Genomic DNA, 20,384 nt, shown 5'->3' on the forward strand with positions numbered 1-20,384 from the left:
TGCCGGGTTCCTCCGCGGAGGAACCCGGCACCGCCGTAGACCCAGGAGCGATCAGCAGCCGACCAGACGGGCGGCCAGGTAGCCCTCGATCTGGTCGAGGGAGACGCGCTCCTGCTTCATCGAGTCGCGCTCGCGGACGGTGACCGCGTTGTCCTCCAGGGTGTCGAAGTCGACGGTCACGCAGAACGGCGTGCCGATCTCGTCCTGGCGGCGGTAGCGGCGGCCGATCGCGCCGGCGTCGTCGAACTCGATGTTCCAGTTCTGGCGCAGCGCCTGGGCGAGGCCCTTGGCCTTCGGGGACAGCTCCGGGTTCCGGGACAGCGGGAGCACCGCGACCTTCACCGGCGCCAGGCGCTGGTCCAGGCGCAGCACGGTCCGCTTCTCCATCTTGCCCTTGGCGTTGGGCGCCTCGTCCTCGATGTAGGCGTCGAGGAGGAAGGCGAGCATGGCCCGGCCGACACCGGCCGCGGGCTCGATGACGTACGGAGTCCAGCGTTCGCCGGCCTCCTGGTCGAAGTAGGTGAGGTCCTGGCCGGAAACCTTGGAGTGGGCGCCGAGGTCGTAGTCGGTGCGGTTGGCGACGCCCTCCAGCTCGCCCCACTCGCTGCCGCCGAACTGGAAGCGGTACTCGATGTCGGCGGTGCGCTTGGAGTAGTGGGAGAGCTTCTCCTTGGGGTGCTCGTACCAGCGCATGTTCTCCTCACGGAGACCCAGGCCGGTGTACCAGTTCCAGCGCTGCTCCATCCAGTACTCCTGCCACTTCTCGTCCTCGCCCGGCTTGACGAAGAACTCCATCTCCATCTGCTCGAACTCGCGGGTGCGGAAGATGAAGTTGCCCGGCGTGATCTCGTTGCGGAAGGACTTGCCCATCTGGGCGATGCCGAACGGCGGCTTGCGGCGCGAGGTGGTCTGCACCTGGGAGAAGTTGGTGAAGATGCCCTGCGCGGTCTCGGGCCGCAGGTAGGCGATGGAGCCGGAGTCCTGGGTCGGGCCGAGGTGGGTGGACAGCAGGCCCGAGAACTGCTTGGGCTCGGTGAACTGGCCCTTGTTGCCGCAGTTCGGGCAGTTGACATCGGCCAGGCCGTTCTCCGGCAGGCGGTTGTGCTTGGCCTCGTAGGCCTCCTCCAGGTGGTCCGCGCGGAACCGCTTGTGGCAGGAGGTGCACTCGGTCAGCGGGTCCGTGAAGGTGGCGACGTGGCCGGAGGCGACCCAGACCTCGGGGGCCAGGATCACGGACGAGTCGATACCGACGACGTCCTCGCGCGACGTCACCATGTAGCGCCACCACTGGCGCTTGAGGTTCTCCTTGAGCTCGACACCCAGGGGGCCGTAGTCCCAAGCGGCGCGCTGGCCGCCGTAGATCTCACTACAGGGGAATACGAAGCCACGGCGCTTGCTCAGGCTGACGATGGTGTCGATCTTGTCGGCGGCCACGGTGCTCTCTTCATTACGACGACGGGCGACGAAGCGAGTTGCTTCCAGCGAATGCTTCAGGTTACCGGCGGGGGCGCCCCCTCAATCAAATCGCTCCCCCTTCCGCGACCGCCAGACCCCCTCCCCGGAACCTCCTCAGCCGGCTTGTTGACAACGGTTTCCATATTTGATGAAAATGAGTGTCATGAACGTACGACGACGCCTCATATCCGCCACCGCGGTCACCGCGGCCACCGCTCTCGGCCTCGGCGCTCTCTCCGCCTGCTCCAGCGACAGCGCGGCGACGGGCAACACGGACAAGTTCGACGTCGTCGCGTCGTTCTACCCGATGGCGTTCCTCGCCCAGCAGATAGGCGGCGACCACGCGAACGTCACCAGCCTGACCGAGCCCGGCCAGGAGCCCCACGACCTGGAGATCAGCACCAAGCAGCGGGCCCAGCTCGAAGAGGCCGACGCGGCGCTCTTCCTCAAGGGTCTCCAGCCCGCCGTCGACGAGGCCGTCGCCCAGACCGGCATCAAGACGAAGATCGACGCGGCCACGCTGACCACCCTGGAGGACCACGGCAACACCGAGCACAGCCACGAGGGTGAGGAGGCGCACGCCGAGGAGAGCCACCCCGAGGAGAGCCACTCCGAGGAAGGCCACTCCGAGGAGGAGGAGCACGCGCGCGACCCGCACGTCTGGCTGGACCCGGTGAAGTACGCCGAGGTCGCCGAGGGCGTGGGCAAGGCCTTCGAGAAGGCCGACCCGGACCACGCGGTCGACTACAAGAAGAACACCGCGGCCCTGGTCAAGAAGCTGAACGACCTCAACGGCGAGTTCGAGAACGGCCTGAAGAACACCAAGACCAAGGTCTTCTTCACCAACCACGCCGCCTTCGGCTACCTCGCCGAGCGCTACGGCCTCACCCAGGAGGCCATCTCCGGCCTCGACCCCGAGAGCGAGCCCAGCGCCGCCCGGGTCAGGGAGCTCCAGCAGGAGGCCAAGGCCGACGGCGTCACCACCGTCTTCTACGAGACACTGGTCTCCGACAAGACCGCGAAGACCCTGGCCCGGGACGCGAAGCTGAAGACGGACGTCCTCGACCCGCTCGAGGGCATCACCGACAAGTCCCGCGGCGACGACTACTTCCAGGTCATGGAAGCCAACCTCAAGGCCCTGCGGACGGCCCTGGGAGCCAAGTGATCGACCCATCGGAGGACGGCATGACCGAGCCCGTCGTATCCCTGCGCGGCGTCCGCGCCGACCTGGGCTCGCGCCCCGTCCTGCGCGGCATCGACCTCACCGTGCGCCACGGCGAGGTCGTCGCGCTGCTCGGCGCGAACGGCTCCGGCAAGTCCACGGCCGTGCGCAGCATCATCGGCCAGGTGCAGATCGGCGCCGGCGAGATCGAGCTGTTCGGCACGGCCCGCAGGCGGTTCCGCGACTGGCGGCGCGTGGGCTATGTCCCGCAGCGCACCACGGCCGCGGGCGGGGTGCCCGCCACGGTGACCGAGGTGGTCTCCGCGGGCCGCCTCTCGCGGGCCCGCTTCGGCGTGCTGCGCAAGGCGGACCACACGGCCGTACGGCAGGCGCTGGAGCTCGTCGGCATGGCGGACCGGGCCAAGGAGTCGGTCGACGCCCTGTCCGGCGGCCAGCACCAGCGTGTCCTGATCGCCCGCGCGCTCGCCTGTGAACCCGAGCTGCTGATCATGGACGAGCCGATGGCCGGTGTCGACCTGGCCAGCCAGGAGGTGCTCGCGCACACGCTGCGCGAGCAGGTCTCCCAGGGCACGACCGTGCTGCTCGTGCTGCACGAACTGGGCCCCCTGGAGCCCCTCATCGACCGGGCGGTCGTACTGCGCGACGGCTGCGTCGTGCACGACGGGCCGCCCCCGAAGGCGGTCGGGCAGCACGCCCTCCCCGGCCACGACCACGTACACCCGCACGCACCCGCGGGCGCCGAACCGATCCGCACGGGACTGCTGAGCTGATGGAGATCCTCGACTACGCCTTCATGCAGCGGGCGCTGCTCGCCGCCGTCCTGGTCGGCATCACGGCCCCCGCGGTGGGGATCTACCTGGTCCAGCGCCGCCAGGCCCTGATGGGCGACGGCATCGGCCACGTGGCGATGACCGGCGTCGGCCTCGGTTTCCTGCTGACCTGGTCCCCGGTGTGGATGGCGACCCTCGTCTCGGTCATCGGCGCCGTCCTCATGGAGCTGATCCGCTGGTACGGCAGGACCCGCGGCGACATCGCCCTCGCGATGCTGTTCTACGGCGGCATGGCCGGCGGTGTGATGTTCATCAACCTCGCGCCGACGGGCTCCAACGCCAACCTGACGTCGTACCTCTTCGGCTCCCTGTCGACGGTGTCCGAGTCGGACGTCACGGCGATCTGCGTCCTGGCCGCCTTCGTCGTCCTGGTCACCCTCGGCCTGCGCCGGCAGCTGTTCGCGGTCAGCCAGGACGAGGAGTTCGCCCGGGTGACGGGCCTGCCGGTGCGCGCCCTGAACCTGCTGACGGCGATCACCGCGGCCGTCACGGTGACGGTGGCGATGCGCGTGGTCGGCCTGCTGCTGGTCAGCGCGCTGATGGTGGTGCCTGTCGCGGCCGCCCAGCAGATCGGCCGCAGCTTCGCCGCGACCTTCGCGATCGCCGTGGCGATCGGCGTGAGCGTGACGATCGGCGGCACCGTCACCTCGTACTACCAGGACGTCCCGCCGGGTGCGACGATCGTGCTGCTGACCATCGGCGCCTTCGTCGTGCTGACGGCGATCGCGGCTCCGCTGGCCCGCCGCCGCGCCCGTGCCCAGACCGACGCGCACCCCGCCCACGACCCTGCCGAGTGCGCGATTCCGGGCACCCGGAAGGCAGAGAACGAGGTCGGCGTCTGACCGCCCCCGCCCGAGGCTGGCACAATGGCCCGGGCAAGGCAGACGTGAGGAGGCAACGGTGACGACCGCTGGACCGTCCGTGAAGGGCCGCGCCACCAAGCAGCGGGCCGCTGTGGCGGCGGCCCTGCAAGAGGTCGACGAGTTCCGCAGCGCGCAGGAACTGCACGACATGCTCAAGCACAAGGGCGACTCGGTCGGGCTCACCACGGTCTACCGCACCCTCCAGTCCCTCGCCGACGCCGGTGAGGTCGACGTCCTGCGCACCGCCGACGGCGAGTCCGTCTACCGCCGCTGCTCCACCGACGACCACCACCACCACCTGGTGTGCCGCGGCTGCGGCAAGGCCGTCGAGGTGGAGGGCCCGGCCGTGGAGAAGTGGGCGGAGGCCATCGCCACCGAGCACGGCTTCGTGAACGTGGCCCACACGGTGGAGATCTTCGGCACGTGCGCGGACTGCGCGAAGACCTCCGGCGGCTGAGCCGCTTTTCGCCGTGGGGGTGAGACCCGGTTCCCGGGTGCGGGTTCGTGGTGGCCGGTCGCGCAGTTCCCCGCTCCCCTGAGGGAACTGCGACGCCCTTGCCCGTGAAGCGCTGGTCTGCGGGACTACTCCTGCTTGCCCTCCATGGCCAGCAGCTCCTCGTTCGGAATGGCCCCGCCGAACCGCCGGTCCCGCGAGGCGAACTCCAGGCACGCCCGCCACAGGTCGCGGCGGTCGAAGTCCGGCCACAGCACGTCCTGGAAGACCATCTCGGCGTACGCGCTCTGCCAGATCAGGTAGTTGGAGGTGCGCTGCTCGCCGCTCGGGCGCAGGAACAGGTCCACGTCGGGCATGTCCGGGTAGTACATGTACTTCGCGAAGATCTTCTCGTTGACCTTCGACGGATCGAGCTTCCCGGCCTTCACATCGGCCGCGAGCGCCTGCGCGGCGTCGGCGATCTCGGCGCGCCCCCCGTAGTTCATGCAGAAGTACAGCGTGAGCCGGTCGTTGTCCTTGGTCTGCTCCTGGGCGATCTGGAGCTCCTTGGCCACGGACCGCCACAGCTTGGGCATCCGCCCCACCCAGCGCACCCGCACACCCAGCTCGTCCAGCTGGTCGCGGGTCTTGCGGATGAAGTCCCGGTTGAAGTTCATCAGGAAGCGCACCTCGTCCGGCGACCGCTTCCAGTTCTCGGTGGAGAAGGCGTACAGGGAGATGGCGCCCACGCCCATCTCGATGGCGCCCTGGAGCACGTCCAGCACGCGCTCGGCACCGACCTTGTGCCCCTCGGTGCGCGGCAGGCCCCGGTCCTTCGCCCACCGCCCGTTGCCGTCCATGACGATCGCCACATGCTGCGGTACGAGCTCCCCGGGGAGCTTCGGCGGCCGCGCGCCGGACGGGTGCGGCTCCGGCGTCCTGTACTCCCGGCGCTGCCGCCCCAGGATCCCGCGTACGGCCATGTGTTTCTCGTCTCCTCGTGCTTGCTTGCTTCGCTTACTTCTCGACGTAGCGCAGGGAGCGCAGGCCGCGCTCCATGTGCCAGTGCAGATACGCGGACACCAGCCCGCTGCCCTCCCGGACGTACCGCGCCTCGCAGGCGTCCGCGGTCTCCCAGTCTCCCGTAAGCAGCGCGCCGAGGAGTTCCAGGGCCTGCGGCGAGGGTACGACGCTGCCGGGCACCCGGCAGTCCCCGCAGACGGAACCGCCCGAGGCGACCGAGAAGAACCGGTTGGGCCCGGGCATACCGCACTTCGCGCAGTCGGTGAAGCTCGGGGCGTACCCGTTGACGGCGAGGGAGCGCAGCAGGAACGCGTCCAGCACGAGATGCGGCGCGTGCTCCCCGCGGGCGAGGGTGCGCAGCCCGCCGACGAGCAGCAGATACTGCTGCACGGCCGGCTCCCCCTCGTGGTCGGTGAACCGCTCGGCGGTCTCCAGCATGGCGGTTCCCGCGGTGTACCGCGCGTAGTCGCTGACGATTCCGCCCCCGTACGGGGCGATGGTCTCACTCTGCGTACACAGCGGCAGCCCCCGCCCGACCAGCTCGCTCCCCTTGGCGAAGAACTGCACGTCGACGTGGGAGAAGGGTTCGAGGCGCGCACCGAACTTCGACTTGGTCCGGCGCACGCCCCTGGCCACCGCCCGTACCCGTCCGTGACCGCGGGTGAGCAGTGTGATGATCCGGTCCGCTTCACCCAGCTTCTGGGTGCGCAGCACGATGCCGTCGTCGCGGAACAGACTCATGGCGCCATTCTCGCAGGGTCATCGCGTCAAGGGACCTCACCCCTGCTGCGGGCGTTGGCGTACGCCGTCGCCGCGCGCAGCCGCTCGGCCGGGGTGGCGTGCCGGACGGCACCGGGATCTGCGTCCCACTCCTTCCCGCCCCCGTACGGCCTCAGCTGCACATAGGGCCCCTCATGCCCCATGACGATGCCGATGCGGCCGCTGCGGGTGTCCACGACGTACGCGCCGACCGGGGGCTTCATCGCAGCACCGCCGCGAGCAGCCGGGCGGTCTCCACGGAACACCGCCCCAATTCCACGAGCGGACAGGGTGCTTCCCGCGCAAGACTTACCGGGTCAAGCCCCAGCGACGGCAGGATAATTCCGGCCTTGGCGAGTTCTGCCCGCAATTCTTTCACCGCATCCTCCGCTTCTTCGACGCAGAGCGCCGAGTGTCGTGCCTCCACCGTGCTCCCCTTTCTTTTGGAGTTTCACTCTTCGCATCCCTACGGTGACGCTCCGCGTCTACACTCGGGAGGGGTCTGTGCCCTACAACTGCGGACCAGCAGAAAGGGGTTCGGCAATGGCCAACGGTTCTCGCCAGGCGGCGGGGGTATATTTTCGAGCGGTGGGGGCAGGAAGCCGATTGACGATAAACGGCCGCTGACATAATCCGGCCGTGAATACATGGACGACGGCGGACGGGATACGGCCGGTCCCCATGACATGGGCCCTGCGCCCCGCCGAGCCGGCGGATGTCGAACCGATAGCGGAACTACGGGCGGTGGTGATGCGCCCGGACCTGGAGCGGTTGGGCCGCTACGACGAACACCGGGTCAGACAGCGCCTGCGAGACGGCTTCTCCGCCCGGCACACCTCGGTCATCGAGGCCGACGGCACCTTCGCGGGCAGCGTCGCCCTGCGCCCGTCCGGGAACGACGAGAACGGCTGCTGGCTGGAGCACTTCTACCTCAGCCCGGCCCTCCAGGGCCGAGGCCTGGGAGCGGCGGTCCTCCGCACCCTGCTGTCCCGGACCGACGCCGACAGCGCACTCGTCCGCCTGAACGTCCTCCAGGGCAGCCCGGCCCGCCGCCTTTACGAACGCCACGGCTTCACGATCGAGAGCCAGGACACGGTCGACATCTTCATGCTGAGACTTCCGAAGACTGTTCATCCGGTGATCCCGTAGGGGTAAAGCCCTGAAATCTCCGGCAGTCGCCCGGATGTGAAGCGGGTCGGTGAGGCGCCAGGCCCGTCCCATGAAGCGGAAGCCGATCAAGCGCCACGCCTCACTGGTCGCGGCCACCGCCGTCCTGCTCGGACTCACCGTTCCGATGACCGCCGCCGGTGCCGATGCCGGTGCCGGTGCCGAGTCCCTCGAATGGACCAGGTGCGAGGGCACCGGCCTCGATCCCCGCCAGCGGTGCGCCACCGTCGACGTGCCCATGGACTACTCCGTCCCGGACGGGCGGAAGATCCAGATCGCCGTCTCCCGTATCCCCAGCGAGAAGCTTTCCGCGCGTCGGGGCGCGCTGTTACTCATCCCCGGCGGGCCCGGCGGGGACAGTCTCGGCGATCCCTCCGGCAAGGGGCGGAGGCTGCCGCGGAGCGTCCGGGACGCCTATGACCTGATCGGGTTCGCGCCGCGCGGGATGGCGCCGTCCAGCGCCGTGGACTGCGGTCTCGACAGCAAGGACCTCGCCCTGACGAAGCTGCCCTGGCCCGCCCCGGACGGTTCCGTCACCGAGACCATGGCCACCGCCCGGCGCATGTCAAAGGCCTGCGCGCGTAACGGCGGCGAGCTGCTGCGGCAACATCAGCACCGCCAAGGAGGCCCGCGACCTCGACCGTGTCCGGGCCGCCCTCGGCGAGACCAGGCTGTCCGCCTGGGGCGTCTCGTACGGGTCCTGTGTAGGAGCCGTCTACGGCCGGCTGTTCCCGCACCGCACCGACCGCGTCGTGCTGGACAGCGACGACAACCCCGACCCCGCCCGGGTGGGACGCGGCTGGCTCGCCGCGTGCGAGACCGGCGTGGAGGACAACTTCCCGGAGTTCGCCAAGTGGGCGTCCGAGCCCGGGAATCCGTACAGGGTGGCTCGTCAGGCCGCCGACGTGAGGCCCCTCTTCCTGCCCCTCGCCGACCGGCTCGACCGCGAGCCCCTCCCCTGGCCCGGCGCCAACCCGGCGGAGCTGACCGGCAACGTCCTGCGCCAGACCATGCTGACGAACCTGTACGGCCCCGACGACTGACCGACGCCGGCGAAGACGATCCCGGCCGCCCTCAAGGGCACCGTGCCGCCCGCGCCTTAGCTGCCGCCCGAGTCGGTGGTGCAGAACGCCCTCGTGGTCGGAGCCGGCACCCTCTGCAACGACGTCGCCTGGCCCAGGTCCGCCGCCCATTACCAGAAGGGGGTCGACGAGAGCCGGGCGAAGTTGCCGCTGACGGCGGGCATGCCGCGCGGCGCGATGCTGTGTGCCGCCTGGCCGTTCACGCCGAAGGAGCCCGCGGTACGGATCACCGACCGCGGGCCGTCGAACATCATGCTCGTGCGGAACGAGCGGGACGTCGCCACGCCGCTCGCCGGGGCCCGCGAGCTGCGCCGCGCCCTCGGGGATCGTGCCGTCGTCTCATCCATGCGGTTCACAGTGCCGAGCCGACACACGATCCCGCTGTCGGCCGTCGGTCTACGGCAGCGCGGCCGAGGTATGAGGTAAGGCGCCGAAGGAGAGGCTCATCCCTGACCGAACCGGCGTACGTACCGCCGCTGCCAGGGCGTTTCCACCGCACGCCGGTCGTAGTGCCGCCGCACATAGGCCACCGCTTCCTCCCCCGGCACCCCGTCCAGCACCGCCAGGCAGGCCAGTGCCGTGCCCGTACGGCCACGTCCTCCGCCGCAGGCGATCTCCACGCGTTCCCCGGCGGCCCGTTTCCACGCCTCGGCCAGCACCTCGCGGGCGGCTGCCCGGTCCGACGGGAGGCGGAAGTCGGGCCAGCGGAGCCAACACGCCTCCCAGGGAACCTCGGGAGGCTGCTTGCCGAGCAGGTAGAGGCCGTAGGAGGGAAGAGGCGCGCCAGGGTCCATGGGGTGGCGGAGGCCTCGCCCCCGCACCAACCGGCCGGAAGGCAGCCTCAGGACGCCGGCGCCACTCTCACTCCACAGCTCGGTCACGCCCCTCATGATGCTCCGCACTCGCTCACCCGGGAGCGGAATCAGCCCACCCCCCGTGACTCCTCCGCCGCCCGAGCCTCGATTCCCCGGAAGTGGACCGCCATCGCCCGCTGCGCGCCCTCGACGTCGCGGGCGCGCAACGCCGTGACGATGTCGCGGTGGCGGCGGACCGTGATCTCGGGGGACGGGTCGTCGGTCCAGCCGCGGGCTCCGGAGACCCGGCGGAAGACCGTCCAGAACGCGCCGAGGAGCTGGGGCACCAGCGCGTTGCCGAGGGAGGCGTACAGGATCTCGTGGAACTCGCGGTCGAGTTCCGGGAAGGAGCGGCCCGTGCCGCCCGCGGACTCCATACGGGTCACCACGCCCTCCAGTCTGTCCAGTTCCGCCTCGGTGACCGTCGCGGCGACCCGGCGGATCAGGCCCTCCTCCAGTACCTCGCGGACCTGGAGGATCTCGGCGAGGGCGCCGGTGTCGTCGTCGTGCCGGGCCAGGGTGCGGAAGGTCAGGCCGTCGACGAGGGGGGTGAGGGAGGCCTGGCCGACGTAGGTGCCGTAGCCGTGTCTGATCTCGACGATGTCGAGGGCCTGGAGGGCCTTGAGGGCCTCGCGGACGGAGTTGCGGCTGACGCCGAGGTCCTCCATGAGTTCGGCCTCGGTGGGCAGCGGCGCGCCGGCGGTGAGTCTGCGGTCGAGGATGAGCTGCACGACCTGGCGTTGTATCCGGCTGGTCCTGGGCTCCTCGGACATGCGCCGCATCGTACGCGCCCCGGACGTCCCACGTCCCACCTCTGGCGGTACCCGGTGCCGGGCCTGCCCTGATAGACCGTCAACTCGCGCCATTTCACAGTGCCATTGGTCCGACCTCTGGCAGATACGCCATTCGTGTGCGATCCCTTGACCGCCCCCACGGCCCCTCCTATGGTCGCGCTGACCGCAGGACGTAGGACGTCGTATCTCCTCTGCTCGCCCCCTCGTCTCCTTTCCAGACCTCTCGCTGGAGGACCCCGTGCGCGACGTGACCAACGACGTGCCGGCGCCGCACCGCCGGACGTTCCTGAAGTACACCGGCGCGCTGGGCGCGGCCGCCGCCGTCTCCGCGTCGCTGTCGGCCTGTTCGTCCGGGCCGGAGTCCACCAACGACACCGGTGGCGGCGGCAGCGGGGCGAACCGGACGCTGACGGCGGTGATCGGCTACGGCAACGACGGCAGCTGGGACCCCACCCAGACGGCGTCCGCGTTCTGCATGGCCGCCAACAACCACATCTACGAAGGCCTGCTCGACACCGACCCGATCTCCCGCGAGCCGTACGCGGCCCTGGCGACCGAGGTGCCCGAGGACCCGAACAGCACGTCGTGGAAGTTCTCGCTGCGGGCCGGAGCGACGTTCCACGACGGCAAGCCCGTGACCGCCGACGACGTGGTCTTCGTCTTCGAGCGGATCCTCGACCCGGACACCCAGACCCTGGCCAAGGGCTTCTTCGCCAGCTGGCTGAAGGAGGTCCGGAAGGTCGACGCGCAGAACGTGGAGCTGGTGCTCAAGTTCCCGTTCCCGGACGGGCTGTCCCGGCTGACGCTCGCCAAGATCATGCCGAAGCACGTGTTCTCCGAGCCGGGCGCCTGGGACGACGCCATCAAGGGCAAGGCGATCGGCTCGGGTCCGTACCGGCAGACCGCCCACCACCCCAAGTCGAACACGACCTTCGAGGCGTTCGACGGCTACAACGGCCCGCGCAAGCCCGCCTTCCGGAAGATGAACTGGCTGACGATCGTGGACGCGGCCCCCCGCGTCGCGAAGATCTCCGGATCGAGCGCGGGCGCGCAGATCGCGGACAACATCCCGTACGCCAACATCGCGCAGCTGGAGAGCAGCGGGCTGACGGTCGCCGGCGGGGCCGGGATGAACAACCTGTTCCTGATGTTCAACACCAAGCACAAGCCCTTCGACGACGTGCGGGTGCGTCAGGCCCTGCACTACGCCATCGACACCGAGAAGATGGTGGAGGTGGCGCTCAAGGGCCATGGTAAGCCGTCGAGTTCCTTCATCGACGAGAGCAATCCGTCCTACCGCCGGGCCGAGACGGTCTACGACTACGACCCCGACAAGGCGAAGGCGCTGCTGAAGGAGGCCGGGGTCCGGGGGCTGAGCATCGACATCCTCGCGGTGAACGTGAGCTGGATCGTCGACTGCCTGCCGACCATCAAGTCCTCCTGGGACGCGATCGGTGTGAAGACGACCCTGTCCCCGCAGGAGACCACGGCCGTGTTCACGAAGATGGACCAGAAGCAGGACTACCAGGTCGTCGCCGCCGCCTCGAACCCCAACCAGTTCGGCCTCGACGCCGACCTGATCATGCACTACAACTACGGGCCCGAGAACCTGTGGATGCAGTACACGCGGTGGGCCGGCGACCCCGTCGCCAAGGCGCTCTTCAGGGACATGGACCGGGCCACCCGGGAGCCGGACCCCGAGAAGAAGAAGGTGATGGTCCAAGACTACATCGACGTGGTCGCCGAACAGGCCGTGCTCTACCCGGTCGTCCACAACGAGCTGATGACGGCCTGGGACCCGAAGCAGCTCAGCGGGATAAGGGCACAGCCGTACCCGGGCATCAACCTCCTCCAGGCCAAGTGGGCCTAGCCGACAGGGGGGTTGCCGTCACGTGATCGCCGTCGTCCGTATCCTCCTCCGCCGTATCGCCCTGCTCGTGCCGCTGATGCTCGGCATCGTGCTGTTCGTGTTCCTGGTGATGCGGTTCTCGGACGTCGACCCGGCGTCCGCGTTCTTCCAGGGCGCCAACCCGACACCTCAGCAACTGCACGACTTCCGCGAGGAACACGGCCTGCTCGACCCGCTGCCCGTGCGCTACGTCGACTTCGTCGCCGACCTGCTGCACGGCGACATGGGCACCAGCGCGCTGACCCGGGCGCCGGTGATCGACCAGGTCACCACCGCGCTGCCGCTCACCCTCCAGCTGACTTTCCTGGGCCTGGGCGTCGCGGTCGCGCTGTCCCTCGTGGGCGGCGTGACCGCGGCGATCCACCGGGACCGGCTGCCCGACCAGATCATCCGGGTCGTGTCGCTGACCGGTGTGGCGGCGCCCGGCTTCTGGCTGGCGCTGTTGATGATCCAGTATCTGGCGGTCGACCTGGGCTGGTTCCCGACCGGCGGCTACATCAACCCGGCCGACTCCTTCACCGGCTGGCTGAAGACCATGACGCTCCCCGCCCTCGCCCTCTCCCTGCCGGTGGCGGCGCAGCTGACCCGGATCGTGCGGACGGCCGTGGTGGAGGAACTGGACAAGGACTACGTACGGACGGCGATCGGGAGCGGGCTGCCGCCGCGGGTGGTGGTCGGGCGGAACGTCCTCAGGAATGCCCTGATCAATCCGCTCACGGTCCTCGGCCTGCGCGTCGGGTATCTCCTCGGCGGCGCGGTCGTCATCGAGACGATCTTCTCGCTGCCCGGCATGGGCAAGCTGATGATCGACGCCGTGAAGAACGGCGATCCGGCCGTCGTCCAGGGCGTCGTACTGACCACGGCGGCCGGGTTCGTCGTCGTGAACCTCGTCATCGACGTCCTCTACCTGCTGGTCAACCCGCGACTGAGGGATGCGACCACGTGATGACCCGCAAGAGCCTCACCGAGGCGCTGTCCCGGCCCGGCGTGCGGCTGCGCGGCTGGCGCCGGCTGCCGTTGCTGTCAAAGGCCGCCGTCTGCTTCCTGGCGGTCGTCGTCCTGCTGGCGCTGCTCGCCCCGCTGCTCGCCCCGCACGACCCGCTCGACCAGCAGCCGCCCGTCGACGGCACCGGGCATCCGTCCGCCGAGCACTGGATGGGCCAGGACAGCCTCGGCCGGGACATCCTCAGCCGGCTGATGTACGGGGCGCGCTGGTCGCTCGCGATCGGGCTCGGGGCGACCGGGCTGGCCCTGCTGGTCGGCGCGCTGCTCGGGGCGATCGCCGCGACCTCCCGCAAGGCGGTGGACGAGACGCTGATGCGCTGCCTGGACGTCGTCATGGCGTTCCCGGGCATCGCGCTCGCCGCCGTGCTGGTGGCGGTGTTCGGCGGGGGCATCACGGTGCTGATCTGCGCGATCGCGTTCCTGTTCACGCCTCCGGTGGCCAGGGTCGTCCGGGCGAACGTCCTCGACCAGTACGGCGAGGACTACGTGACGGCGGAACGGGTCATCGGTGCCCGGACACCGCACATCGTGCTGAAGCACGTGGCGATCAACTGCGCCGCGCCCGTGCTGGTGTTCTGCACGGTGCAGGTCGCCGAGGCGATCGTCTTCGAGGCGTCGCTGTCCTTCATCGGAGCGGGTGTACGGCCGCCCGACCCGTCCTGGGGCAGTGTCATCGCGGACGGCAAGAACATGGTGCTGACCGGCGGCTGGTGGGCGACCGTCTTCCCCGGTCTGCTGATGCTGGTCACGGTGCTGTCGCTGAACATCCTGTCCGAGGGGGTGTCCGACGCGTGGGCGGCCCCGTCGGCCCGGGAGGTGGACGGACCCGACGACGACCGGCTGGAGGCGCCGGAGCCCGGCAACGGGGAGGTCGTGCGGTTGCCCGGCCTGACGGAAGCGGCGCGACGGCTGCGGGCCCGGGCCCGTCATCTGCCCCGGGACGGGCAGCCGGTGCTCGCCGTGGAGAACCTCGCCATCGGCTTCGACCAGCGGCACGGCGGCGTGGACATCGTGGACGGCGTCAGCTTCGAGGTGCATCCCGGGGAGGTGCTCGGGCTGGTCGGCGAGTCGGGCTGCGGCAAGTCGCTGACCGCGCTGGCGATCATGGGCCTCCAGCCGAAGGGAGCGCGCGTCGGCGGCCAGGTCCGGTTCAACCAGCGGGACCTGCTCGCCGAGCCGATGCGCGTACGCCGCAGACTCCTCGGCCACGAGATGGCGATGATCTACCAGGACGCCCTGTCGTCGCTGAACCCGGCGATGACGATCCGCGCGCAGCTGAAGCAGGTCGTGCGGCGGGGCGGGCGGCGCGGTCCCGCCGAGTTGCTGACGATGGTCGGACTCGACCCCGAGCGCACCCTGCGCAGCTACCCGCACGAACTGTCCGGCGGGCAGCGGCAGCGCGTCCTGATCGCCATGGCCCTGTCCCGCGAGCCGAAGCTGATCGTCGCCGACGAGCCGACGACCGCCCTCGACGTGACCGTGCAGGCCCAGGTCATAGAGCTGCTGCTGCGGCTGCGCGAGGAGCTGGGCTTCGCGCTGATCCTCGTCTCGCACGACCTGGCGCTGGTCGCGGACGTCACCGACCGGGTCGCGGTGATGTACGGCGGGCAGATCGTCGAGACGGGCGTGACCGCCGACCTGGTGGAGGCGCCGGCCCATCACTACACGCGTGGCCTGCTCGGCAGCGTGCTGTCGCTGGAGTCGGGGCAGGAGCGGATGACGCAGATCAAGGGGGTCGTGCCGTCCCCCGCCGACTTCCCGGCGGGGTGCCGGTTCGCCGATCGGTGTCCGCGGGCGAGCGAGGTCTGCCGGACGACGGCACCGGATCTGACGGGCACCCCGAGCCATACGGCGGCCTGCCACCACCCGGCCATAGAGCTGGCGACCACCGAGACCGAGGCGGTGTCATGAACCCACAGCCCGCATTCGTGGAGCTGTCCGACGCGCATGTGGTGCACAAGGCCCGCAGTGGCGGCCTGTTCACCCGCGACCGGGTGTACGCCCTGACCGGCGCCGACCTGGCGATCGCGCCCGGCGAGACCATCGGCGTGGTGGGCGAGTCGGGCTGCGGGAAGTCGACGCTGGCGAAGGTCCTGGTGGGGGTACAGCGACCGACGCGGGGGACGGTGTCGTTCCGGGGCCGCGACCTGTGGGCGATGCCGCCCGCCGAGCGCCGCAGGGCCGTCGGCGGCAGCACCGGCATGATCTTCCAGGACCCGTCGACGGCCCTGAACCGCCGCCTGACCGTTCGGCAGATCCTGCGGGACCCGCTGGACGTGCACGACCGGGGCACTCGCGGTCAACGTGGCGAGAGAGTCAGGGAGTTGATGTCCCTGGTCGGCCTCCCCCGGGCCCTCGCCGACGCCCTGCCGGGCCAGCTGTCGGGCGGGCAGCGGCAGCGCGTCGCGATCGCCCGGGCACTGGCGCTGGACCCGGACCTGGTCGTGGCGGACGAGCCGACGAGCGCCCTGGACGTGTCGGTCCGCGCCCAGATCCTCAATCTGCTGCTGGACCTGAAGGAACGCCTGGGCCTGGCCCTGGTGTTCGTCTCGCACGACATCCAGACGGTCCGGCGGATGAGCGACCGCGTGATCACCATGTACCTGGGCCGGATCGTCGAGGAGTCCCCGGCCTCCCTGGTCACCGACCGGGCCCGGCACCCCTACACCCGCGCCCTGTTCTCCGCCACGCCCGGTCTGCTCGACCCGATCGACCCGATCCCGCTGGCCGGTCCGGTCCCGTCGGCGACGCGCCCGCCGAGCGGCTGCCCGTTCCGTACCCGCTGCTGGAAGGCGGACGGGACGTGCGCGGAGGCGATGCCGGACTTCTCGGTCGCGTCGGCCCCCGCACACCGCTTCCGCTGCCACCATCCTGTCCAGGAGGACGAGTCGACCCGCGACCTCGTCCACCAGAGCGACCCGATGGAGGCCCCATGACGATCATCTCGCTGACCGGTGTCATCCCGCCCGTCTGCACGCCCCTGACACCGGACCGCGAGGTGGACGTCCCCTCGCTGCTCAGGCTGGTCGACCATCTGGTGTCCGGCGGGGTGCACGGTCTGTTCGTGCTCGGCTCGACGTCGGAGGCGGCGCATCTGACGGACGAGCAGCGCAGGCTGGTGGTCGAGTCGGTCGCGGCCCACGTGGGCGGGCAGCTCCCGGTGCTGGCCGGGGCGATCGACATGACGACGGCCCGGGTCCTGGACCACGTCGCGGCGGTGACGGCGGCCGGTGCGGACGCGGTCGTGGTCACCGCCCCGTTCTACGCCCGCACCCACCCGGCCGAGATCGCCCGCCACTACCGCGTGGTCGCGGCGGCGAGCCCGGTCCCGGTGGTCGCCTACGACATTCCCGTCGCCGTCCACACGAAGCTGCCCTCGGACGTGGTCCTGGAGCTGGCCGCCGACGGTGTCCTGGCCGCGCTCAAGGACTCCAGCGGCGACCTGGCCGCCTTCCGCCAGGTCGTGACCCGCGCCCGGGCCCACCAGGGAATCACCGGCTTCAGTGTGCTGACCGGCTCCGAGCTGATCGTCGACGCGGCGCTCGCCGTCGGCGCGGACGGCACGGTGCCCGGCCTCGGCAACGTCGACCCGCACGGCTACGCCCGCCTGGACCGCCTGTGCCGCGCCGGGGAGTGGGAGGAGGCCCGTGCCGAACAGGAGCGGCTGTGCGCCCTGTTCGGCATGGTCACCGTCGGCGACCCGGCCCGCATGGGCCCCGGCTCCTCGGCGATCGGCGCCTTCAAGGCCGCGCTGCACCTGCGGGGCGTGATCGACTGCCCGGCCACGGCTCAGCCGCAGGTGCCGTTGTCGCGGGACGAGGTGGAGCGGGTCGGGAAGTACCTGGCGGCGGCAGGACTGCTCTAGAGCCCGTCGGCCGAAAGGCGGCGGAACTCGATCGTCTCGTAGGCCCCTCGGGCACCCGTCTCGTAGAGGATGCCCACCGTCTTCCGGCCGAGCGGCACCAGGTCGGAGTAGGCCGCCGGCTGCTGGGAGAGCGTCAGCGCCTTGGTGAAGGTGGCGCCGCCGTCCGTGCTGCGCCAGACGGCCATCGCCCGGCGGGCGGTGGGGACGGACGGGCCGGAGAACAACAACGGCCCGCCACGGCCGGCAAGTTGCAGGACGCTGCCCTGCACGACCGGGACCTCGTTCAGGGTGGGCTGCACGGTGTACGGGCGGTCGAGGGACGCGCCGCCGTCGCTCGAATGACCGTCGAGACGGTTGCCCGCACTGGTGCCGTGCTGGTCCCGGGCGTTGAAGTACACCCTGCCGTCCGGCAGTTGGGCCGCTGTGGACTCGTTGGCGTTGTGGGTTCCCTCGTAGGAGTCGTCGACGAAGCCCGGCCGCCAGGTCCTGCCGCCGTCGTCGCTGAGGAGCGCGTGGGCGCCGTAGTAGCGGGGTTCCTGGCCGGTGTCCGGGGAGCCGGCCGGCGGGGACGCCGAGTGGTTGGCGGGGACGACCAGACGGCCGGCGAACGGGCCCCGGGTGAGGGCGATCGCATGGCCGGGGCCGGTCGCGTACCAGCGCCAGGACGGGTCCTTCACCTGCGCGGTGATCTCGCGGGGCGGAGTGAAGTGCCGGCCGTCGTCCCGGCTGCGCTGCACGAACACCCGGCGGCTCTGCCCGGGCGTGACCTCGCCGCGCATGATCTGGGCCTCCGTCACCTCACCGCTGTTGTAGGAGGTGAGGAGCACGACGGCGCCGGTGCGCGGGTCGACGACGGGTGCCGGGTTGCCCCGGGTGTCGCCGTCCCCGGCGGCCACGACGGTGAGCGGGCCCCAGGTGCAGCCGCCGTCCGCGGAGCGCCGGAGGACGACATCGATGTCGCCGGTGTCGCCCGCACCGCCGCGTCTGCCCTCGGCGAAGGCGAGGACGGTGCCCCTGCCGGTCGTGACCGTGGCCGGGATGCGGTACGTGTCGTAGCCGCCCTCGCCCGAGACGTACGGGACGGAGGACGTGCAGCCGGGGGTGGCCGAGGCGGGCGTCGTGGCGGTGAGCGGGGCGAGGAGGACGGTGGTGACGAGGAGTGTGCGGCTGAGGAGTCTCATGCTTCTCCTGAAGACATGACGGAGTGTGAGGAGCGTCGGACCGTGCCTGTCCGTCAGATGCTCCCCGGCGTCACCAGCCCCGACTCGTACGCGACGATGACCAACTGCGCCCGGTCCCGGGCCGCCAGCTTGCCCATGATGCGGCTGACGTGAGTCTTCGCGGTCAGCGGGCTCAGGCCCAACGCATCGGCTATCTCGGTGTTGTTGAGGCCGCGCGCGACCAGCGACAGCACCTCCCGCTCACGGCCGGACAGGCACTCCGGCCCACCGGTCTCCGGTGCCGAGGGAGTGCGCAGGAACCGCTCGATCAGCCGTGCCGTGGGCCCGGGCGACAGCAGGGCGTCCCCGGCAGCGACGGTACGGATGGCGTCGAGGAGCTCGGCCGGCCTGGTGTCCTTCACCAGGAACCCGGAGGCGCCGGCGCGCAGGGCGTCCACGATGTTCTCGTCGGTGTCGTACGTGGTGAGGACCAGGACGCGGACGCCCGCGAGGTCCTCGTCGGCCGCGATGAGCCGGGTCGCCTCGATGCCGTCCAGGTCGGGCATGCGGATGTCCATCACCACGAGGTCGGCCCGCTCGCTGCGGGCCAGTCGCACGGCCTGCCGGCCGGTCGCGGCCTGGCCGACGACCTCCATGTCCCGGGCCGACTCCACGAGCATCGCGAACGCCTCCCGTACCAGGGTCTGGTCGTCCGCGAGCAGTACTCGGATGGTCATCCGGTCCCCTCCCCCGTGGTCCCCGTCTTCGTCAGCGGCAGTACGGCGGTCACCTCGAAGCCGCCGTCCGCACGCGGACCGGCGTCGAGTGTGCCACCCACGCTGCGCGCCCGCTCGCGCATTCCGACGAGTCCGAAGCCCGGGATGCCGTCCGGGGCCGGTCCCGTGCCGTCGTCGCTGACCGACAGGTGCAGGGCGCCCTCCCGTTCCACCAGGTCGACACGGACGTCCGGTCCGGGTCCCGCGTGCCGTACCGCGTTGGTCAGCGCCTCCTGCACGATGCGGTAGGCGGCGGCACCGACGGCGGGCGGTGCCTGCCGTACCCGTACGGTCTGCTCGACCCGGGCACCGGCGAGCCGCGCGGCCTCCGCCAGATCGGTCAGACCGTCGAGGCCGGGCAGCGGACCACGGGCGTCCATGGAGTCGTGCTCGCGCAACACCTCCAGCGTCGTACGGAGTTCGCCCCGGGCGCTGCGACAGGTCTCGGCGATGTCGTCCAGCGCCTTGGCCACGGTCTCCCGGTCGAGCCGCTCGGGGTCGGCGGACAGCACGTGGGCGGCGACCGAGGTCTGCACCCCGATGAGGGTGATGCTGTGCGCCAGCAGGTCGTGCAGGTCCCGGGCGATCCGCAGCCGCTCCTCGGCGACCCGCCGCCGGGCCTCCTCCTCGCGGGTGCGTTCGGCGCGTTCGGCGCGTTCCACGATGGAGGCGACGTACTGGCGGTAGAAGCGCACGTCGACGCCGAGGAACAGCACGGCGACGACCCAGCCGGACGCCTTCAGCAGCCCCAGCGCCTCGTGGGCACTGATGGTGAGCATCACGCTCACCGACAAGGTGATGACGCCGATGCCGACCAGGACGGTGCGCAGCGGCCGGCCGGTGACGGCGACGGTGTAGAGGGCGACGTACGCGGCCTGGGTGGCGGCGGTGTGCGGGTAGTCGAGGAAGTGGTAGGGGAAGACGCAGGCCACCACGGCGAGCAGGACGAGCACCGGGCGGCGGCGGCGCCACACCAGCGGCACGTGGGAGACCAGCAGCAGGGCCCAGCCGAGCGCGTCGGGCCGGCGCCCGTCGTCGACGAACAGCGCGAGGACGACGGCCAGCGCGGCCGTCAGAACGGCGAGCAGCGCGTCGTTGCGGACGGCGTGCGGGGCGGTCAGGGGGTCGCGGTTGATCGCGGCCATGATCCGCTCCGCAGGCCGCGACCAGGTCGCCGACGGTGTGTTGGGTGCCTGCACGGGCTTCATCCTGGGCCAGGAAGGCGC

General features: G+C 70.7%; 20 protein-coding genes and 1 pseudogene. 11 read left to right on the plus strand and 10 right to left on the minus strand.

Features of this window, described 5'->3' with window-relative positions:
- Positions 1 to 51: 51 nt before the first annotated feature.
- Complete coding sequence (locus V8690_RS13520) at positions 52 to 1,434, minus strand: glycine--tRNA ligase (RefSeq protein ID WP_338778631.1); 1,383 nt, start codon at positions 1,432 to 1,434, stop codon at positions 52 to 54.
- Positions 1,435 to 1,618: 184 nt separating this feature from the next.
- Between V8690_RS13520 and V8690_RS13525 the strand changes: the two genes are divergently transcribed.
- Genes V8690_RS13525 through V8690_RS13540 form a run of 4 tightly spaced genes read left to right on the plus strand, consistent with a single transcriptional unit; the run spans position 1,619 to position 4,788 of the window.
- Positions 1,619 to 2,620, plus strand: a complete 1,002-nt coding sequence (locus tag V8690_RS13525; RefSeq protein WP_338778633.1) for a zinc ABC transporter substrate-binding protein — start codon at positions 1,619 to 1,621, stop codon at positions 2,618 to 2,620.
- A gap of 20 nt (positions 2,621 to 2,640) precedes the next feature.
- The gene (locus V8690_RS13530; protein ID WP_338778635.1) at positions 2,641 to 3,408 is read left to right on the plus strand and encodes a metal ABC transporter ATP-binding protein; all 768 of its coding nucleotides are present in this window, start codon (positions 2,641 to 2,643) and stop codon (positions 3,406 to 3,408) included.
- Positions 3,408 to 4,310, plus strand: coding sequence for a metal ABC transporter permease (locus V8690_RS13535; RefSeq protein ID WP_338778636.1), 903 nt, complete (start codon positions 3,408 to 3,410; stop codon positions 4,308 to 4,310). Before V8690_RS13530 ends, V8690_RS13535 begins: the two co-directional genes overlap by 1 nt.
- 58 nt (positions 4,311 to 4,368) lie before the next feature.
- Complete coding sequence (locus tag V8690_RS13540) at positions 4,369 to 4,788, plus strand: Fur family transcriptional regulator (protein WP_338778638.1); 420 nt, start codon at positions 4,369 to 4,371, stop codon at positions 4,786 to 4,788.
- Positions 4,789 to 4,913: 125 nt separating this feature from the next.
- Here the strand turns inward: V8690_RS13540 and V8690_RS13545 are convergent, their stop codons facing one another.
- From V8690_RS13545 to V8690_RS13560, 4 genes are read right to left on the minus strand one after another with little or no spacing between them, the layout of a single operon-like run.
- The gene (locus V8690_RS13545) at positions 4,914 to 5,747 is read right to left on the minus strand and encodes an isoprenyl transferase (RefSeq protein ID WP_338778640.1); all 834 of its coding nucleotides are present in this window, start codon (positions 5,745 to 5,747) and stop codon (positions 4,914 to 4,916) included.
- A gap of 34 nt (positions 5,748 to 5,781) precedes the next feature.
- The gene (gene recO, locus V8690_RS13550; RefSeq protein WP_059414116.1) at positions 5,782 to 6,528 is read right to left on the minus strand and encodes a DNA repair protein RecO; all 747 of its coding nucleotides are present in this window, start codon (positions 6,526 to 6,528) and stop codon (positions 5,782 to 5,784) included.
- Positions 6,529 to 6,554: 26 nt separating this feature from the next.
- The gene (locus V8690_RS13555; protein WP_086599578.1) at positions 6,555 to 6,770 is read right to left on the minus strand and encodes a hypothetical protein; all 216 of its coding nucleotides are present in this window, start codon (positions 6,768 to 6,770) and stop codon (positions 6,555 to 6,557) included.
- Positions 6,767 to 6,973: a hypothetical protein gene (locus V8690_RS13560; RefSeq protein ID WP_338778646.1), complete on the minus strand. Its 207-nt coding sequence runs from the start codon at positions 6,971 to 6,973 to the stop codon at positions 6,767 to 6,769. The genes V8690_RS13555 and V8690_RS13560 overlap by 4 nt, the downstream gene beginning before the upstream one ends.
- Before the next feature lie 254 nt (positions 6,974 to 7,227).
- Between V8690_RS13560 and V8690_RS13565 the strand changes: the two genes are divergently transcribed.
- Both V8690_RS13565 and V8690_RS13570 read left to right on the plus strand, forming a co-directional pair.
- On the plus strand, positions 7,228 to 7,695 hold the full coding sequence (locus tag V8690_RS13565; RefSeq protein WP_338785341.1) for a GNAT family N-acetyltransferase: 468 nt from the start codon (positions 7,228 to 7,230) through the stop codon (positions 7,693 to 7,695).
- A 70-nt stretch (positions 7,696 to 7,765) separates the two neighbouring features.
- A pseudogene (locus V8690_RS13570) lies at positions 7,766 to 9,143 on the plus strand (alpha/beta hydrolase); the annotation flags it as partial.
- 95 nt (positions 9,144 to 9,238) lie between these two features.
- Here the strand turns inward: V8690_RS13570 and V8690_RS13575 are convergent.
- Positions 9,239 to 9,685 (minus strand): protein phosphatase, encoded by a 447-nt coding sequence (locus V8690_RS13575; RefSeq protein WP_338778648.1) that lies wholly within the window; start codon positions 9,683 to 9,685, stop codon positions 9,239 to 9,241.
- 32 nt (positions 9,686 to 9,717) lie between these two features.
- Positions 9,718 to 10,431, minus strand: coding sequence for a FadR/GntR family transcriptional regulator (locus V8690_RS13580; protein ID WP_086603383.1), 714 nt, complete (start codon positions 10,429 to 10,431; stop codon positions 9,718 to 9,720).
- Between the two features lie 250 nt (positions 10,432 to 10,681).
- Between V8690_RS13580 and V8690_RS13585 the strand changes: the two genes are divergently transcribed.
- The 5 genes from V8690_RS13585 to V8690_RS13605 are packed head-to-tail and all read left to right on the plus strand — an operon-like array spanning position 10,682 to position 17,222.
- On the plus strand, positions 10,682 to 12,313 hold the full coding sequence (locus V8690_RS13585) for an ABC transporter substrate-binding protein (protein ID WP_338778654.1): 1,632 nt from the start codon (positions 10,682 to 10,684) through the stop codon (positions 12,311 to 12,313).
- A 22-nt stretch (positions 12,314 to 12,335) separates the two neighbouring features.
- Complete coding sequence (locus V8690_RS13590) at positions 12,336 to 13,298, plus strand: ABC transporter permease (protein ID WP_338778655.1); 963 nt, start codon at positions 12,336 to 12,338, stop codon at positions 13,296 to 13,298.
- Entirely contained in the window at positions 13,298 to 15,268 is a 1,971-nt protein-coding gene (locus tag V8690_RS13595) for a dipeptide/oligopeptide/nickel ABC transporter permease/ATP-binding protein (RefSeq protein WP_338778657.1), read from the plus strand. Before V8690_RS13590 ends, V8690_RS13595 begins: the two co-directional genes overlap by 1 nt.
- The gene (locus tag V8690_RS13600; protein WP_338778658.1) at positions 15,265 to 16,293 is read left to right on the plus strand and encodes an ABC transporter ATP-binding protein; all 1,029 of its coding nucleotides are present in this window, start codon (positions 15,265 to 15,267) and stop codon (positions 16,291 to 16,293) included. Before V8690_RS13595 ends, V8690_RS13600 begins: the two co-directional genes overlap by 4 nt.
- Positions 16,290 to 17,222, plus strand: coding sequence for a dihydrodipicolinate synthase family protein (locus V8690_RS13605; RefSeq protein WP_338778660.1), 933 nt, complete (start codon positions 16,290 to 16,292; stop codon positions 17,220 to 17,222). Before V8690_RS13600 ends, V8690_RS13605 begins: the two co-directional genes overlap by 4 nt.
- Here the strand turns inward: V8690_RS13605 and V8690_RS13610 are convergent.
- Genes V8690_RS13610 through V8690_RS13620 form a run of 3 tightly spaced genes read right to left on the minus strand, consistent with a single transcriptional unit; the run spans position 17,219 to position 20,303 of the window.
- A complete protein-coding gene (locus V8690_RS13610) occupies positions 17,219 to 18,403 on the minus strand; it encodes a sialidase family protein (RefSeq protein WP_338778663.1) in 1,185 nt (394 codons plus the stop codon). The genes V8690_RS13605 and V8690_RS13610 overlap by 4 nt on opposite strands.
- 53 nt (positions 18,404 to 18,456) lie before the next feature.
- The gene (locus tag V8690_RS13615) at positions 18,457 to 19,119 is read right to left on the minus strand and encodes a response regulator transcription factor (RefSeq protein ID WP_338778665.1); all 663 of its coding nucleotides are present in this window, start codon (positions 19,117 to 19,119) and stop codon (positions 18,457 to 18,459) included.
- Entirely contained in the window at positions 19,116 to 20,303 is a 1,188-nt protein-coding gene (locus V8690_RS13620) for a histidine kinase (RefSeq protein WP_338785342.1), read from the minus strand. The genes V8690_RS13615 and V8690_RS13620 overlap by 4 nt, the downstream gene beginning before the upstream one ends.
- Positions 20,304 to 20,384: the final 81 nt, after the last annotated feature.

It is taken from the genome of Streptomyces sp. DG1A-41, assembly GCF_037055355.1.
Lineage (GTDB): Bacteria > Actinomycetota > Actinomycetes > Streptomycetales > Streptomycetaceae > Streptomyces.

Excerpts from the sequence above, each read along its gene's own strand:
- V8690_RS13555 (WP_086599578.1), bottom strand. The coding sequence starts at position 6,770 with ATGAAGCCCCCGGTCGGCGCGTACGTCGTGGACACCCGCAGCGGCCGC.
- V8690_RS13525 (WP_338778633.1), top strand. The coding sequence starts at position 1,619 with ATGAACGTACGACGACGCCTCATATCCGCCACCGCGGTCACCGCGGCC.
- V8690_RS13580 (WP_086603383.1), bottom strand. The coding sequence starts at position 10,431 with ATGCGGCGCATGTCCGAGGAGCCCAGGACCAGCCGGATACAACGCCAG.
- V8690_RS13610 (WP_338778663.1), bottom strand. The coding sequence starts at position 18,403 with ATGAGACTCCTCAGCCGCACACTCCTCGTCACCACCGTCCTCCTCGCC.
- V8690_RS13615 (WP_338778665.1), bottom strand. The coding sequence starts at position 19,119 with ATGACCATCCGAGTACTGCTCGCGGACGACCAGACCCTGGTACGGGAG.
- V8690_RS13600 (WP_338778658.1), top strand. The coding sequence starts at position 15,265 with ATGAACCCACAGCCCGCATTCGTGGAGCTGTCCGACGCGCATGTGGTG.
- V8690_RS13565 (WP_338785341.1), top strand. The coding sequence starts at position 7,228 with ATGACATGGGCCCTGCGCCCCGCCGAGCCGGCGGATGTCGAACCGATA.
- V8690_RS13535 (WP_338778636.1), top strand. The coding sequence starts at position 3,408 with ATGGAGATCCTCGACTACGCCTTCATGCAGCGGGCGCTGCTCGCCGCC.
- V8690_RS13620 (WP_338785342.1), bottom strand. The coding sequence starts at position 20,303 with ATGGCCGCGATCAACCGCGACCCCCTGACCGCCCCGCACGCCGTCCGC.
- V8690_RS13545 (WP_338778640.1), bottom strand. The coding sequence starts at position 5,747 with ATGGCCGTACGCGGGATCCTGGGGCGGCAGCGCCGGGAGTACAGGACG.
- V8690_RS13530 (WP_338778635.1), top strand. The coding sequence starts at position 2,641 with ATGACCGAGCCCGTCGTATCCCTGCGCGGCGTCCGCGCCGACCTGGGC.
- V8690_RS13595 (WP_338778657.1), top strand. The coding sequence starts at position 13,298 with ATGACCCGCAAGAGCCTCACCGAGGCGCTGTCCCGGCCCGGCGTGCGG.
- V8690_RS13575 (WP_338778648.1), bottom strand. The coding sequence starts at position 9,685 with ATGAGGGGCGTGACCGAGCTGTGGAGTGAGAGTGGCGCCGGCGTCCTG.
- recO (WP_059414116.1), bottom strand. The coding sequence starts at position 6,528 with ATGAGTCTGTTCCGCGACGACGGCATCGTGCTGCGCACCCAGAAGCTG.
- V8690_RS13605 (WP_338778660.1), top strand. The coding sequence starts at position 16,290 with ATGACGATCATCTCGCTGACCGGTGTCATCCCGCCCGTCTGCACGCCC.